The organism is Bacillus sp. FJAT-27986 (genome assembly GCF_001685035.1).
Lineage (GTDB): Bacteria > Bacillota > Bacilli > Bacillales > Pradoshiaceae > Pradoshia.
Genome location: NZ_MAYV01000001.1, coordinates 676,981 through 692,628 on the forward strand (window position 1 = coordinate 676,981; position 15,648 = coordinate 692,628).

Consider the following 15,648-nt stretch of genomic DNA (forward strand, 5'->3'; position numbering starts at 1 on the left):
CCCCTCTTATATTTGTTTATTATCATTGCTGTCATGTTCACCATGGAGATGACATGCAGCATAATGATCCCCTTTTATTTCTTGGTATACTGGATTAATAGTCTTACAAACTTCCATTGCATGCTGACATCTAGTATGGAATGCACAACCACTCGGTGGATTGGATGCGCTTGGGATGTCTCCAATTAAGATGATGGATTCACGTTTAATATCAGGGTCTGGTATTGGTACTGAAGATAATAAAGCTTGTGTGTACGGGTGAAGAGGGTGTTCGTATAACTCTTCGCTGCCCGACAATTCTACCATTCTCCCCAAATACATGACTCCAACGCGATCACTAATATGCCTGACAACCCCCAGATCATGTGCTATAAAAATATAAGTAAGTCCAAATTCTTTTTGGATATCCTTTAACAGGTTTAGTACCTGGGCCTGTATGGATACATCAAGCGCAGAAACAGGCTCATCTGCAATAATTAATTTAGGTTTTGTCATTAGGGCTCGGGCAATACCGATCCGCTGACGCTGACCGCCACTGAATTGATGGGGATAACGTTTTAAATGATAGGAACTGAGTCCCACAACATCTATCATTTCTGCTACCCTATTTGCCCGCTCCTTCTTATTGCCAATGCCATGAACAATTAAAGGTTCTTCTAATATTTGCTGGACGGAATGCCTCGGATTTAATGACGCATAAGGATCCTGAAAAACCATTTGAATATCACGTCGCACTTGTCTAAGCTGCTTTTTTGACATAGACATGATTTCCTTATCTTCGAAGACAATACTTCCTTCTGTTGGGTCAATCAATCTCATTAATAATCTGCCGGTTGTTGACTTTCCACAGCCACTTTCCCCAACAATCCCAAGAGTTTCCCCTTTTTTCACATGAAAGGATATATCATTGACGGCTTTTACTTCACCAATCTTCCTGCTCAAAACTCCTCCATTAATAGGGAAAAATTTCTTCAGGCCTTCAACTTTTAATAGCTCCGTCATGATGGATGCCTCCTTCCTGTCCCTGATATAATAGGCACCTTACCCATTGATATTGGGGAGACACCTTTTGTAATTCCGGAGTCATTGTGGCACAGGCAGGCATGGCATATTCACAACGCGGAGCAAATACACAGCCATTTTGAATCATTCCTGGTTTCGGAACATTACCTGGAATGGAATATAATTTACTATCTTTCTGCCGGATGTCGGGTACAGATTTCAGTAATCCTTTTGTGTATGGATGTTTAGGATTTTTAAATATATCCCTGACCGTTCCTTTCTCAACAATTTTTCCTGCGTACATAACAAGAACGCGATCGCATATTTCAGCCACCACTCCAAGATCATGAGTAATGAGAATGATTGATGTTTCAGTTTGATTATTTAAATCTTTCATCAGCTTAAGAATTTGGGCTTGAATGGTAACATCAAGTGCCGTAGTCGGTTCATCTGCAATCAATATGTTTGGTTTGCAAACCATGGCCATCGCAATCATAACCCTCTGTCTCATACCGCCTGATAACTCATGTGGATAATTTTTCATTAAATCAGCAGCCCGAGGCAGCCCTACCTGCTTTAACATTTCCATACATTCAGTACGCGCCTTAACTTTATTACTGTTTCTATGCAGCCTGTATGCTTCAATCATTTGTTGGCCGATTGTAAACAAAGGATTAAGAGAAGTCATCGGTTCCTGAAAGATCATAGATATCCGATCCCCGCGAATTTTCCTCATTTTTGATTCGGATTTTTTTAATAAATTGTCTCCCTCAAAATTAATGACTGCCTGGGGATCAACAATAGCCGGCGGTTGTGGAAGCAGTCCCATAATGGATAAAGAGGTCAAACTCTTCCCACTTCCTGATTCACCAACAATACCAAGAATTTCTCCTTTATGAAGTTGGAAATCGATATTCTCAACTGCAGGAACCAATTTTCCATCATCCATAAAAGAAACGGTTAAATGGTTTACATCTAAAACCACAGTGTCATCCAAGCCATTCCCTCCTGCGTAATATTATTATGTAATTTATTAAAATATTTAAAATATTATGATTTATTATGTCACAGCTTTTCCCAATTGACTATCATTTTATTAGAAATTTATAACATTTTTATTGTATAGGAGAATAATATTGGATCTTAACACAATAATGAAGGGGGAACAGTTCCACTTTATTTAGGTGATTGATTGACTGATTTACACAGTAACACTTTTCATAAAAAAACTCTCTATTTCAAAAGCGGTTATCAAAGCCACCTTGCAATAGAGAGTCATTTTATTTATAAGCTTAAGATGTGATACCCTGAATCCACATGGATATTTTCCCCCGTAATTCCCCGGGACAATGGACTGAACAGGAATAGGGCTGTGTCTCCCACTTCCTCCTGGGTTACTTGTCTGCGCAAAGGTGCACGCTCTTCAAATACTTTTCGAATTTCATTAAAATCGCCGACTCCTTTGGCCGACAAGGTTCTGATTGCTCCTGCTGAAATAGAATTTACTCTTACGCCGTTAGGCCCAAGATCATTAGCCAAATATTTCACACTTGCTTCAAGTGAGGCCTTGGCCACACCCATGACATTATAGTTTTGGACTACTCGTTCACCGCCAAGATAAGTAAGAGTAACGATACTAGCCCCTTCATTCAGGATTTCTTTTGCTGCTTTTGCAACAGCTGTTAATGAATAAGAGCTAATATTTTGGGCCAATAGGAACCCGTCCCTCGTCGTGTTCATATACTCACCTTTAAGCTCTTCCTTATTGGCAAAAGCAATACAGTGCGCAATCCCGTCTATCTTTCCATATTTTTCTCTAATCGTAGCAAAACATCCTTCGATTTCATCATCTTTTGTAACATCACATGGCAGGACGAAGGTCTCTTCTCCACCCTCTAAGCTGTTTACAAGGTCATAAACACTCTTTTCCATTCGTTCCCCTGCATATGTAAAAATTAATCTAGCACCAGCCTGGTAAAGTGAATTAGCTATACCCCAAGCTATACTTCTTTTATTTGCCACACCCATTACAACAATGGTTTTCCCATCCATACTTAAGTTCATAGGAAGGATTCCTCCTTAAATAATTAACACAAGTTATTAGTACCTACTACTAATTTAAACTAAGTAAAGAAGAATCGCAACCATTTTCTGTTTTTTCAGCTAAATATATCATGTGAGATAACCCATAAAGAGAGTAGCCATTCCAAAGTAAATAAGAATACTTATTAAGTCATTAATGGTCGTAATAAATGGTCCTGAGGCTACAGCAGGATCAATATTCATCTTATGCATCAATAAAGGCACAAGGCTACCCGCTAATGTGGCGACAATTAATGTTACCAGTATGGAAATACCAACGAGGGCAGCAAGAATTAGTTCACCTTTCCAAACATAAACGATAATGGTAACCACGATTCCACATGATATTCCGGTTATAAGTCCTGTTCCCGCTTCACGCCAAAGGAGCTTTAGCTTGTTTTCATCCTCAATTTGCCCTGTAGCAATTCCTCTCACTATAACAGCCAAGCTTTGTGTACCTGTATTCCCAGCCATCCCTGCAATTAAGGGGATGAACACCGCCAGAATTGCCTTTTTCGATAAAGTTTCTTCAAATTGACCGATTAAATTAGCGGTAATCATGCCTAGAAATAATAATATAATCAACCACGGGAGTCTTTTACGGGCAGATGAAAAAGGACTTTTATCTATGTATTCCATATCGGATACCCCTGCTAATTTGGAATAATCATCGGAAGCTATTTCATACATAACATCAATCATATCGTCAAATGTTATAATGCCGACCAGATGATGCTGAAAATCAACAACCGGCATCGCAACGAAATCATAGTCTCTCATTTTTCGAGCTATTTCTTCCTGATCATCGCTTACTTTCACCGAATAGACCTGTTTGTTCATTAATTCAAAGACCATTGTATCATCATCTGCCACAATCAAATCACGCAGGGATAGTACCCCTGTTAATTTTTGCTTTTCATCCATAACATAAATATAATAAATTAATTCAGCATCCTGTGCTTCCTTCCTCACTAGTTTCATGGCAGATCCTACTGTTTGATTCTCTGCAATGCTTATAAATTCAGTCGTCATGATACTTCCTGCAGTTGATTCCTCATAGTGAAGCAAATGCATGATATTTTGCGATTGTTCTTCATCCATTAAAGACAAATAACTGATTATTTGTTCCTTATCCAAATTACTGAGCAAATCAACAGCATCATCCGGATGCATTTCAGCTAAAATAGAGGCGGCATATCGAGGATCCATTTCTGCTAAAATTCTCTCTACAATCTCTTCTTCATATTCATAAGCAAGATTCCCTATTAGCTCTGCCATTTCATCCGGTGAGAGAAAGTGATGAACAGTTGCCCGTTCTTTTTCTTCTAAATTCGCATAAAACTTTGCCTGATCATAGGGGTGAATATCTAAAAATATAATCCGAAACTGTTGGAGGTTCTCTTCTTTTAATAAACGCAGTAAATCTCTTTGCTTGCTTTCCTGAATTTCCATTTTAGAGGTCACCATACCTTTTTTTATGTCGTTTAAGGCGTATCTATCATACCCTTTACAATTTCCTAAATAGATATAATTGAAACCCTTTAAAAAAGGGTAATATAGAGGTAATAGAAGGAAGTGATGCAAATGATCTATGATTGTATAGGCGATGTACATGGTTGTTATGGGGAATGTATCGAATTATTCCACAAACTGGGTTATCAATTTAATGAGGATAATATTCCTGTCCATCCAAACGGAAATACCCCTGTCTTTATAGGCGATATTACTGATCGAGGACCTAATTCTATAGAGATGATTAACCTTGTATGGTCATTAACCATACAACGGAAAACTGCCTTATATATACCGGGTAATCATTGCAATAAACTATATCGTTATTTCCTAGGCAATAAAGTAAAGGCTGTACATGGCTTAGAGACAACGATTGCTGAACTTGAGGCTTTATCTAAACCAGTAAGAAAGAAGGTGCGCGACCATTTTATGCAATTATACGAGTCAGCTCCTCTTTATCTTGTCTTAGATCAAGGTAAGCTTGTCCTTGCACATGCCGGTATCAAAAAAGAATTTATAGGAGCAACACATAAGGGTGTTAAAACATTTGTTTTATATGGGGATATAACCGGAAAAACACTGCCGGATGGAAGACCAGAACGAAGGGACTGGGCACTTCGACATCCAGGTGATCCGATTATTGTCTATGGGCATACGCCTGTCCGCGAACCAAGAATTAAAAATAATACGTACAATATCGATACAGGAGCTGTATTTGGAGGAAAATTAACTGCTTTGCGTTACCCAGATATGGCCCTTTTCTCAGTAACCTCCTCTCAACAGCTTGTTCCAGAAAAATTTCATACGTATGAACATTAATTCTAATGATTAAAGGTGTCTGATTGTCCTATTATGCGACATTCAGCACCTTTTTATTTTCCAAGAAAACTTTTGGTTAAAAAAATCGAATTATCCTCGATCCAGAAGTAACTCATTACATAGGTCAACACATACTCCTTGTGAAAGGTATTGATTGAGCATGGTCTCCAAATCAATTGATATGTCATTGTCTATCAGGATTTCTGTTATTTTTGGAGTTATTTCAGCTCTTTTATCAGGAAACATGGTCCTGATCGCCTCATTCATAGCTGTCTTTTTATGTTGGAGATGCCTTACTGTAGAAGCAAAGGTAAGGATTGTTTCAATAAAACCAACTTCGGTTGGATTCAAATGATTATCAGCAATCCATTCATCTATTGTTTTGATGTTATTTACCATTATTTTCACTCCTTTTAAAATACTTATTTGCAAAACTTTATTTATCCTCAGTTTATTTATTTTAAAAATAGATATATCTGCTCAAATACTCATAAGCCCTATATTAATTGCATCATATCTTCTGGTAATTCACTCTCAAACGAAAGTTCTTTCCCCGTTATTGGATGAAGAAATTTCAACGAATAACAATGTAATGCCTGCCGCTTAATCAGTTGTCTGCTTTCCCCATATAAATCATCACCTATTAGCGGATGCCCCAAATGTGCCATATGTACTCGTATTTGATGCGTTCTTCCGGTTTGCAGCTTTAATTCCACAAGTGAATACCGTTCAAATAATTGCAGCGTTTTATATTCCGTGCATGCATATTGGCCATCTTCCCGTACCTCACGTTTAATAATGCTGGTATCCATACGGCCAATAGGTTCTTCCACTGTTCCAGCCAAGGGTGTAATCACACCGGTGACGATTGCTTTATATTTTCTCTCCACCGTTTTTATAGATTTAGACAAACTTAATAAATGGTGTATATGGCGATGCTTGGCTATTAAGACCAAGCCAGACGTATCCCGGTCCAATCTTGTGACAATATGAACGGTCGCTGAATGGCCAATTTGTTCATAATGGCCAATGATTGCATTGGCTAAGCTACCGGCTGGATGCTCTCTAGATGGAATTGTAGACATGCCGGCCGGTTTTTCGACGACCATTACATAGTTATCCTCATAGATAATAGAAAGAGGTATCTTCTCACCTATCAGCTGCTCACTTCCCACCTCTTTCGGGAAGATTACGGTAACCTGATCACCAGTTTTTAATATGTATCGCACCGTCACTTCTTGCTGATTAACAAAAATATAACCACCCTTAAATTTAATATCTGCCAACGCTGATTTTGATATTTTTTTATCCGCCAAATATTCTCTCAAAACTTTATTGCTTTCCTGATTTTCTACTGTCCACTCTAATGTAAATGGCTTCACCATGGAGACCTTCCTTTTCATTATTCTTATTTATAGCTTTTTAAGCTAAAGGATTATTTATTCAGTAAAAAAGGTGACCAAAAGACAATTGCATTCTTTTAGGTCACCTACTATAACTTTCTTTTTATTCTGTAACAAAAGAATCACGAACTCTTTTCCAAAATGGGAAAGGTCTAAAACGAGCAAAACGAATTCGTTCATCTGCCACTCTGAATTGAATCGATTTTACCTCTTTATGCAAAAGACTTAAATGGTCAATTGTAATTTGAAAATCATCATTTGTTACTGGTTTCATCATACAGGTATGATGACCTGGCAGTATTAGAGGAGATCCAATTGTACGGAACACTCTATTATTGATTGAAGCCATTTCCGTCAATTGCACAGCAGGGATGGAAGGATGAATAATAGCACCACCAAGGGCTTTATTATAAGCAGTACTGCCTGAAGGAGTAGATACGCACAAACCATCTCCTCTAAACCTCTCAAAGGATTGCCCTCTAATTTCTACGTCCATCACCAATGTGCTCCCCACACTTTTAACAGTTGATTCATTCAAGGCTAAATATTTTGACTCTCTGCCACCGTGACTGTATCGAACAGTAACCTCCAGCAGTGGGTACTCAACAGTTTGGTAAGGCGTCTTAGCTATAGCATTAGCTAGCTTTGTAATCTCTTCAGGTCTCCAGTCAGCGTAAAAACCTAAATGACCCGTATGTACACCTATAAATGCTGTTTTATCAAGACGTGAGCTATAACGATGAAAGGCATATAACAATGTTCCATCACCGCCGACAGATATAACAACATCAGGTTGATCCTCATCATAAATAACACCCAGACTATCCAATTGATCCTTCACTTGCTCCATAAAATGATTGGATTTGGTATCTCCTTTAGACGTAACTGCATATTTCATCATAATCCCCACCTGTAAAGTGTTATTTCCCCCTCTTCTTAAAGACATATTGCTGCGCTTCCTGGATTTCCATTTTGATCTGTGTCATTTCTTCATCCATATGGAAAGCTGCTTCAGCTAATCTCTCTAAGCGATTGCGTAATGTTTCCGGGAACTGTCCGTTATACTTATAATTAAGTGAATGCTCTATCGTAGCCCAGAAATTCATGGCAAGGGTACGAATTTGTATTTCCGCTAATATTTTTTTCTCTCCGTGAATCGTTTGAACCGGATATTCAATAACTACATGATACGAACGGTATCCACTTGCTTTTTTATTTGTAATATAGTCTCTTTCTTCAATAATTACAAAGTCAGTTCTTTGTCGTAACAGCATAACTACCTGTTTTATATCATCCACAAATTGGCACATAATTCGAAGACCGGCTATATCCTGTAATTCCAGTTCAAGTCTTTCCTCAGGAATTTGCTTTTGGTAAGCCTTATCCAGGATACTTGCGATCGGTTTAACGCGACCTGTAACAAACTCTATTGGTGAATGTTCTTTTTCTAAGTCACATTGGGTTCTTATACCCCTTAATTTGATCTTTAACTCATCAACCGCCTGTTTATAGGGGGCTAAAAATTCATCCCATTTTCTACTCATGGATTCCACCACCTGAAATACTTTTCAATATTCTTGTTATTGAGAGCAAGGGAAAACTCAGAATCGAAGACATTATCATGTATTAGTATGTATTTTATGAATTAATCGTCTTTATTCAACCATGCTAATGAATACATTTAGTACTAATTATTACCCTAAATTGCTCAAACCCATTTTAACACAAAGATTATACGGATATCTAAGATTGATGTTATCTATTCAAAAAGTCATAATAGTTATACATAAGTTTATCATGGAGGAATGTACATATGAGCGAACAAATCGAAATTGAATTCAAAAATTTGCTGACATTTGAGGAATTTAACCACCTCATGCAACGTTTTAAAATAAAGCCAGAACATTTTACAGTACAAAAAAATCATTACTTTGACACAGTTACATTTGACTTAAAAAAATATACCTCAGCTTTACGTATACGTGAAAAAAATTCATCCTATGAGATGACCCTTAAACAGCCTCTTGAAAATCAAAAAGGCTTATTGGAAACCAACTGGGATATAGACCCTGATACAGCTAATAAAATCATAAAAGATGGTGGTATCCCTGATAGCAAAATCTCTGAAAGAATTAAAAATCTAAAAATCAACCCACAAGAAATTCGTTATTTTGGTACCTTGACAACGAAACGGGTTGAGCTTCCTTATAAGAGCGGCCTGCTCGTTTTAGATAATAGCTCCTATTTCCAAATAGAGGATTATGAGGTAGAATTTGAAGTGGACAACTTTGATCAAGGAAAGAAAGAATTTGACCTGCTTTTATCAGAATCTGGCATTCCGGTTCGTCCAACTGAAAATAAAGTTCAACGTTTTTATAATCAAATGATACTATACCTTACTAAGGAGTGAACATAATGAACGTAGGAGACATCAATACGATTATTCAGCTTCAAGCTCTCGGATCCCTGAGGCCAACAGATAGTAATTCTGTAACTCAGGCACCTTCTTCTGCCAATTTATTTCAGGCTCTGCTGAATGAAGTTCTTTCATCCGTCAGCCATCCTACGAATAATGCACTTGCTGCCAATCCGGGATTAGGTACATTGGCTACTATAATCAACAGCAGCATTCCGTCTTCTCCGTCCATTGCGTACAATCCAGTCCCAATTACTAATCAATCAACTACTGGTACAGCAATTATGAATCAGAATACAGAATACGATGACATTATAAAAGAAGCTTCCAATAAATATCACGTCCCTGAAAAATTAATCAGATCCGTCATACAGCAGGAAAGCGGCTATAATTCAAATGCCATTAGCTCAGCCGGGGCATCAGGCTTAATGCAGCTAATGCCCAAAACGGCTTCATCTCTTGGCGTAAACAATATCATGGACCCCTATGATAATATTATGGGTGGAACCAAGTATCTTAAATCCATGATGACTAAATATAATGGAAATATCGAATTGACCTTAGCTTCTTATAATGCAGGTCCAGGAAATGTTGATAAATACGGTGGTGTACCGCCTTTTAAAGAAACGCAAAACTATGTAAATAAAGTCATGACTTCCTATTACGCATAAAATAACCAAACCTGCAAAACTGTTCATAAAATGAACAGTTTTTTATTTCCCCTTATATATGCAAATTGAAGAACTATCAATAACCTTCTACTAAGCTTCTCTGCTAGCATCTACCCTTCAAAATCTTATAAAATCAGGAAAAAAAGCAGTATATTGGATAATTCAAGTCTTGCTTGTTAAAATTATTCTTATCAACTCATGGAGGGAGAATAATGTATGGCAGAAAATCCAACTCCATATGATGCATTAGGGAAAGAGCGGTTATCTGAATTAATAGATGCATTTTATGATCATGTGGGTTCGCATCCGCTGCTAGCTCCTATTTTTCCAGATGATCTTACAGAGACAGCTCGTAAACAGAAACAATTTCTTACTCAGTTTCTTGGTGGACCTTCTTTGTATACTAAGGAACATGGTCATCCCATGCTGAGAGCAAGACATCTTGCTTTTGAAATTACACCTATGCGTGCAAAAGCCTGGCTGAGCTGTATGGAGAATGCTATGGATAGTATTCAGTTAGATTCTCCTTTAAGAGAGTATCTGCTGGGCAGACTTACCTTAACAGCTGAGCATATGATAAATACAAACGATATCCAGCAAAAAGGTGATAGTTATGAATAAGCATGACTCTTCAATTCCAAAATGGCAGGATTGGCTGTCTGTCCATCAATATTTTAAACCGTTGGAAAAACCATTAGAAATCTATTTATTTATAGATCCTACTTGTTCAATTTGCTTTGAGCTGGAACGAATTATAAAACGACTGAAATTAGAATATGGACATTACTTTGCTTTAAAGTATGTGTTTAGCAAAAAAGTGGAAAGAAAGCATACAAATGCTAAGCACCCATTTCCATCATTCCTTTCAGCTGCAAACAGGTCAGGTATTTCCTGTGATGATAATATCTGGATCAACAATCCTGAAAGCTCGTTATATATCACCCCTATCGCGATTAAAGCTGCAGAAATGCAAGGAAAGAAGGCTGGATATCGTTTTTTTAAGAAAATTCAGGAGGCTTTATTTCTTGATCAAAAAAGTGTATCGAATTGGCATACATTGTTAGCCTGCGCTCATAAAGCCAAGATAGATTGTGATGAGTTTTCACGTGATATCAATTCAGAAAGTGCCATAAAAGCTTTTCAATGTGATTTAAAAATCTCATCAGAAATGGATGTCACTGACCTGCCTAGCCTGGTCTTCTTTAATCAAAAGATGGAAGATGAAGGTATAAAGGTAACAGGGGCTTACCCTTATGAAGTTTATGTTCAAATACTTGAGGAGATGTTAGGATTTCCGCCTAAAGCACAATCACTCCCCTCTTTAGAGGACTGTATTAAGGATTTTCAAATTATTAATACTCATGAGATTACATTTATTTACCGAATGGATAAGCAAGAAGTTGAAAGGGAAATGAAAAAATTACTCTTGAAGCGTACGGTTGAGAGGATACCATCATCCAACATAACGTATTGGAGATATGCAGAAAACGATTAAAAACCGTCATTATAATTATTATCCTAGAATATTTTTCCGTATAAATAAGAATAAGACTCTGTAATCGGACAGAGTCTTATTCTTCATACGAACAAAGGGGATGGGAGAAATTTTTCACGGTCAAACAAAGGGGTAAATGTTTGCTAGTGATCAACTTCACAATAGTAATATAACAAATTCTCTTCACATATGCAAGCACTTTGTTCATTAATTCACATTTCTGACATTTTTACTGCATACTTGGTTATCCTCTGCCATATTCTTTAGAAATCAGTACAAATTATCTTATGTAATAAAGGATGATTTCTATGAAAAAAATTTATATTTGCAGTTTAATCCTATTAGTTTTATTTTCTATTCCCCTGCAGCTGTTTGGGATTATGCGGATCATTCCTCTCTATGTATCGTCACCTATTTTGTTTCTCTCTTTTTTCATCTTTATCTATAGTCTTGGTTATCAAAAAAAATTCAAGGGATTCTAAAAGCCTTAAGTTGGCCTAAAACTACCGGTTATAGTTATAAATTAAAGTGAGAGCTCGCAGAAAATTGGCGAGTTCTCTTGATTGGCCTGCACTTACTTTTAGAGTTTAAGATTCTGTAATAGTATCCAATAACTCAATAATTAGATTATCTTTATTATTCCAACTATGATACCTCTCTAAATGCCATTTATCTAATTGTCTTTCATATCCGTTTTTTTCAATCCAAGCGTGTAATCTTGCATATGTATCTCTAATACTATAATTAGCTCCATTATGTTTGCCTACAGCATATCTTTGAGGCGGAATCGTTAAGTAAACCATATCATCCGGTATATCCTCGTACTCGTTAACTTGAACACATATCCAATAACCATCTTCAGTTTCTGAATAGTTATCAACAACAAATGCCCCATATTGTACAGATGAATTGGTAACCTGTTGAATTTCATTCATACGTTCATTAAGAAGTTGTGCTGCTTTTGGAATTTCATTTAGATATTGTTCGCTATCGCATAAAACTCGAAAACCTACTAATTTAGTTTCACTAAGATCCTCAATTTTTGGATTGTGTAAAACTTTTTCCTCCAAGGGTTATTTCCCTCCTCTAGAGTTACTAGTACTGGAATCATTAAGTTTAATTTCAGCATTTAATTCCATTTTAAAAAAACCGCCCCTTAAAAGTTAAATTGGTGTCTAACTTCTAAGGGGTGGTTTAAAAAATCCTCGAATTATTTTTATTTATCTAAAAGAGCTTCCAGCTCATTTAATTTATCCTCAAAAACTTTACAAGCTTCTTCAACCGGATTCGGTGAAGTCATGTCTACACCTGCTTTTTTAAGAACCTCAATTGGGAAATCACTTGAGCCTGCTTTTAGGAATTCAATATAGCGCGTAACAGCCGGCTGCCCTTCCTCTAAAATCTGTTTACTTAACGCTGCTGCTGCACTGAATCCAGTTGCATATTGGTATACATAATAATTGTAGTAGAAATGAGGGATTCTTGACCATTCCAAACCAATCTCCTCATCAATAACAATATCATCACCAAAGTATTTTTTATTAAGCTCATAATATTTTTGTGTTAGGCTTTCAGCAGTCAGAGCTTCTCCATCCTGTGCCATCTTATGAATAATGTGTTCATACTCCGCAAACATCGTCTGACGGAATACTGTTCCTCTAAAACCTTCAAGATAATGATTTAATAAATAAATTTTCTTGCTCTCATCATCTATTGTTTTAAGCAAATAATCATTCAACAGGGCTTCGTTTGTAGTAGATGCTACTTCAGCTACGAAAATCGAATAATTACCATATGGATATGGCTGATTTTTGCGTGTGTAAAAACTGTGTACAGAATGGCCGAATTCATGAGCTAATGTGAAAAGATTATTCACATTATCCTGCCAGTTCATTAGAATATATGGATTAGTTCCATATGAACCTGAGGAGTATGCGCCGCTTCGTTTACCGCGATTTTCGTGAACATCTACCCAACGGTTTTCGAACCCTTCTTTTAATACATTGATGTATTCCTCACCTAAAGGCTCAAGCCCTTTTAGAATATATTCTTTAGCCTCATCATAGGAAATATCCATCTTCACGTCTTTCACTAAAGGTGTATATAAATCATACATATGCAATTCATCCACACCTAAAAGTTTTTTACGAAGCTTCACATAACGGTGTAGTAAATGCAGATTGTTGTGAATGGAATTGATTAGATTTTCGTATACGGTTTCCGGAATATTATTATTGCTTAAAGCTGCATGTCTTGCAGAATCATAATGACGTACCTTTGCATAGAAATTATCTTTCTTCACTGTCCCGGATAATGTACTTGCGAACGTATTTCGGTACTGTCCATATGTCTTATACATCGCTTTAAAGGCTTCCTCACGAACTCTACGATCACTGCTCTCCAAAAATCTGCTGTACCTTCCATGAGTCAGTTCAACCTCTTCCCCGTTCTCATCTTTAATTGTAGGAAAACGAAGGTCGGCATTATTTAACATGCCAAAAGTATTGGATGCAGTTCCCATCACTTCTGATGCCTGAGCCAATAAAGCCTCTGCCTCTGCTGATAGAACGTGGGGTCTTTGCAGATTGATCTCTTTTAAAGTTTGTTCATATAAGGAAAGCTCCTTTTTCTCTTGCATGAACCGATTAATTGTTTCTTCTTTAATTGCAAGGATTTCAGGTAAAATATACGAAAAAGCACTGGCAGCCTGAGAATATAAATTCCGGGCGCGGTCGTCCATTCCCTGATAAAATGTATTACCGGTATCCTGGTCATATCTCATGTGAGAATATGTATATAAACGTCCAAGTCTTTCAGTAATCATATCCTGAAATTGCAAAGCCTGCCATAAGGTATCAGCACTCTCATCTAATTTCCCTCTATATTGATCGCCTTTTGGCAATTCAGCCAAAATGCCCTTGAACTCCTTCTCCCATGCTTCATCGCTTGGGAAGATATCCTCCAGTCTCCAAGTATCTTCTACAGGTATATCTTTTCTTTCAGGTAATTGTTTAATATCTGCAGCCATGCAGTTCCCTCCAATCATTTGCTTCTTTCATAAAGTTCTTCATAATACCTTTAATTCCCTTCATAAAAATCGAATAACCTCAATTTGATTATCTCTTCAAAATGATCGTCTAAAATGAAGTCTTCTCTTATTATATAATGATTTACATCTATTTTTTCCAAATAATCAATTTTTTCAAGGAATCTCAGATATTCTTTCAATGCGGTAAATATATCCTGGCTCATTAAAGGGCATTGATTTAAAATTATATCCTTCTTCTTTATTCTTTCCAAAAATCTTGACCGAATCCATGCTTCACTGATTCTTCCATGCAGGTTAAAGCAATTCAGTAAATCGATATAGATTAATCCTTGCCAGACAGTCGCCGGCATTCCATACATACAGCCGCTTAACAATGGAACACCAACAAATTCAGGGATTTTAAACGGAGATATCCCAACCTGATATAATTCTTTAATCAGCTTACTTTGCAAGCCTTTAAAACGGATTTCATTCATAAGTTGCAGAGTACGTTTTTTAAACCAATCGTTTAAATAAGGGATTTCTTGCTTGGGTGGAGATAAGATACTTTCCAGATCCATTCCCTCAGATAACAATACCATCTGACCGAAGCATTGTTCTATTGAGACAGGTATAATATTCACAAATGCCAGTATGGAATTTGCTTGCTTGGGGTTGTGAAAGAGGAGAAAAGGTGATGAAGATTTTCTAAGAGCAGATTTAAGGAGTGAATTTAGCCTCCACAGATAAACTCCGTTTCTTTTAATGAAGTGGCTGTGAAAAATCCAGATAGGCACAACATCTGCATCCAAGTATCCTTTTGTTCTTTTCAAAAATAACTCTTCATGAATAGATGAACATTGATATTCGATTGCATAATATTGATTTTTCCTCTTTACATAAATGTCAGGTCTTTGCTTTATGATAGCTATATATTTCTCCAGTTCAACATCCAACTGACAGCTTCTTAACCAACGGTATAAATTATTTTTCCCTGATAGATGATCTGCTGTTTCAGATTCAGTTGCTGCTTGGCAATTCCCCTTTGTTTGATGAGCAAAATGGGGAATCGTCCGCGGGCCGGAACGGTATATCACACGTTTCCGGCAAGCAGGACAGCGATACTCTTCCTCGTGTCTCTTTATAATTTGGTTGGCATGAATTTGTTTATCTTCTTTATTAATTGCAACCAGCATGTACAGGCTCCTTTTCCTATAGGA

At 37.0% G+C, this 15,648-nt stretch carries 16 protein-coding genes; 5 read left to right on the top strand and 11 right to left on the bottom strand.

Translation table 11 applies throughout. The features are described 5' to 3' along the window. Positions 1-6: 6 nt before the first annotated feature. The 4 genes from A8L44_RS03190 to mgtE form a co-directional block, all read right to left on the bottom strand. Positions 7-1,002 (bottom strand): ABC transporter ATP-binding protein, encoded by a 996-nt coding sequence (locus A8L44_RS03190; RefSeq protein ID WP_066101401.1) that lies wholly within the window; start codon positions 1,000-1,002, stop codon positions 7-9. Continuing rightward, positions 980-1,999, bottom strand: a complete 1,020-nt coding sequence (locus tag A8L44_RS03195) for an ABC transporter ATP-binding protein (RefSeq protein WP_373925457.1) — start codon at positions 1,997-1,999, stop codon at positions 980-982. The genes A8L44_RS03190 and A8L44_RS03195 overlap by 23 nt, the downstream gene beginning before the upstream one ends. A gap of 287 nt (positions 2,000-2,286) precedes the next feature. Further along, positions 2,287-3,066 carry an enoyl-ACP reductase FabI gene (gene fabI / locus A8L44_RS03200; protein ID WP_066101403.1) on the bottom strand — a complete coding sequence of 260 codons (780 nt, stop codon included), beginning with the start codon at positions 3,064-3,066 and terminating at the stop codon, positions 2,287-2,289. A 108-nt stretch (positions 3,067-3,174) separates the two neighbouring features. Further along, positions 3,175-4,536, bottom strand: a complete 1,362-nt coding sequence (gene mgtE / locus A8L44_RS03205; RefSeq protein WP_066101407.1) for a magnesium transporter — start codon at positions 4,534-4,536, stop codon at positions 3,175-3,177. Between the two features lie 132 nt (positions 4,537-4,668). Here mgtE and prpE point away from each other — a divergent pair, with 132 nt between their 5' ends. After that, positions 4,669-5,415, top strand: a complete 747-nt coding sequence (prpE, locus tag A8L44_RS03210; protein ID WP_066101410.1) for a bis(5'-nucleosyl)-tetraphosphatase PrpE — start codon at positions 4,669-4,671, stop codon at positions 5,413-5,415. Between the two features lie 90 nt (positions 5,416-5,505). Here the strand turns inward: prpE and A8L44_RS03215 are convergent, their stop codons facing one another. The 4 genes from A8L44_RS03215 to A8L44_RS03230 form a co-directional block, all read right to left on the bottom strand. After that, positions 5,506-5,814, bottom strand: a complete 309-nt coding sequence (locus A8L44_RS03215) for a hypothetical protein (RefSeq protein WP_066101413.1) — start codon at positions 5,812-5,814, stop codon at positions 5,506-5,508. Between the two features lie 98 nt (positions 5,815-5,912). Continuing rightward, entirely contained in the window at positions 5,913-6,800 is an 888-nt protein-coding gene (locus A8L44_RS03220; RefSeq protein ID WP_066101416.1) for an RluA family pseudouridine synthase, read from the bottom strand. Positions 6,801-6,921: 121 nt separating this feature from the next. Then, positions 6,922-7,716: an NAD kinase gene (locus tag A8L44_RS03225; protein WP_066102367.1), complete on the bottom strand. Its 795-nt coding sequence runs from the start codon at positions 7,714-7,716 to the stop codon at positions 6,922-6,924. Positions 7,717-7,738: 22 nt separating this feature from the next. Then, the gene (locus A8L44_RS03230) at positions 7,739-8,362 is read right to left on the bottom strand and encodes a GTP pyrophosphokinase (protein ID WP_066101419.1); all 624 of its coding nucleotides are present in this window, start codon (positions 8,360-8,362) and stop codon (positions 7,739-7,741) included. A 269-nt stretch (positions 8,363-8,631) separates the two neighbouring features. Here A8L44_RS03230 and A8L44_RS03235 point away from each other — a divergent pair, with 269 nt between their 5' ends. The 4 genes from A8L44_RS03235 to A8L44_RS03250 all read left to right on the top strand — a co-directional run bounded on the left by A8L44_RS03235 (position 8,632) and on the right by A8L44_RS03250 (position 11,400). Further along, entirely contained in the window at positions 8,632-9,228 is a 597-nt protein-coding gene (locus tag A8L44_RS03235; RefSeq protein WP_066101421.1) for a CYTH domain-containing protein, read from the top strand. A gap of 5 nt (positions 9,229-9,233) precedes the next feature. Further along, positions 9,234-9,905 carry a lytic transglycosylase domain-containing protein gene (locus A8L44_RS03240; RefSeq protein ID WP_066101424.1) on the top strand — a complete coding sequence of 224 codons (672 nt, stop codon included), beginning with the start codon at positions 9,234-9,236 and terminating at the stop codon, positions 9,903-9,905. 216 nt (positions 9,906-10,121) lie between these two features. Next, positions 10,122-10,526, top strand: a complete 405-nt coding sequence (locus A8L44_RS03245) for a globin domain-containing protein (RefSeq protein WP_066101427.1) — start codon at positions 10,122-10,124, stop codon at positions 10,524-10,526. Beyond that, positions 10,519-11,400 carry a ClpXP adapter SpxH family protein gene (locus tag A8L44_RS03250; RefSeq protein ID WP_066101430.1) on the top strand — a complete coding sequence of 294 codons (882 nt, stop codon included), beginning with the start codon at positions 10,519-10,521 and terminating at the stop codon, positions 11,398-11,400. Before A8L44_RS03245 ends, A8L44_RS03250 begins: the two co-directional genes overlap by 8 nt. Positions 11,401-11,987: 587 nt before the next feature. Here the strand turns inward: A8L44_RS03250 and A8L44_RS03255 are convergent. The 3 genes from A8L44_RS03255 to A8L44_RS03265 form a co-directional block, all read right to left on the bottom strand. Further along, on the bottom strand, positions 11,988-12,470 hold the full coding sequence (locus A8L44_RS03255) for a GyrI-like domain-containing protein (protein WP_066101433.1): 483 nt from the start codon (positions 12,468-12,470) through the stop codon (positions 11,988-11,990). A 146-nt stretch (positions 12,471-12,616) separates the two neighbouring features. Continuing rightward, on the bottom strand, positions 12,617-14,428 hold the full coding sequence (gene pepF / locus A8L44_RS03260; protein WP_066101435.1) for an oligoendopeptidase F: 1,812 nt from the start codon (positions 14,426-14,428) through the stop codon (positions 12,617-12,619). A gap of 50 nt (positions 14,429-14,478) precedes the next feature. Further along, positions 14,479-15,624, bottom strand: coding sequence for a competence protein CoiA (locus A8L44_RS03265; RefSeq protein ID WP_066101438.1), 1,146 nt, complete (start codon positions 15,622-15,624; stop codon positions 14,479-14,481). Positions 15,625-15,648 lie beyond the last annotated feature (24 nt).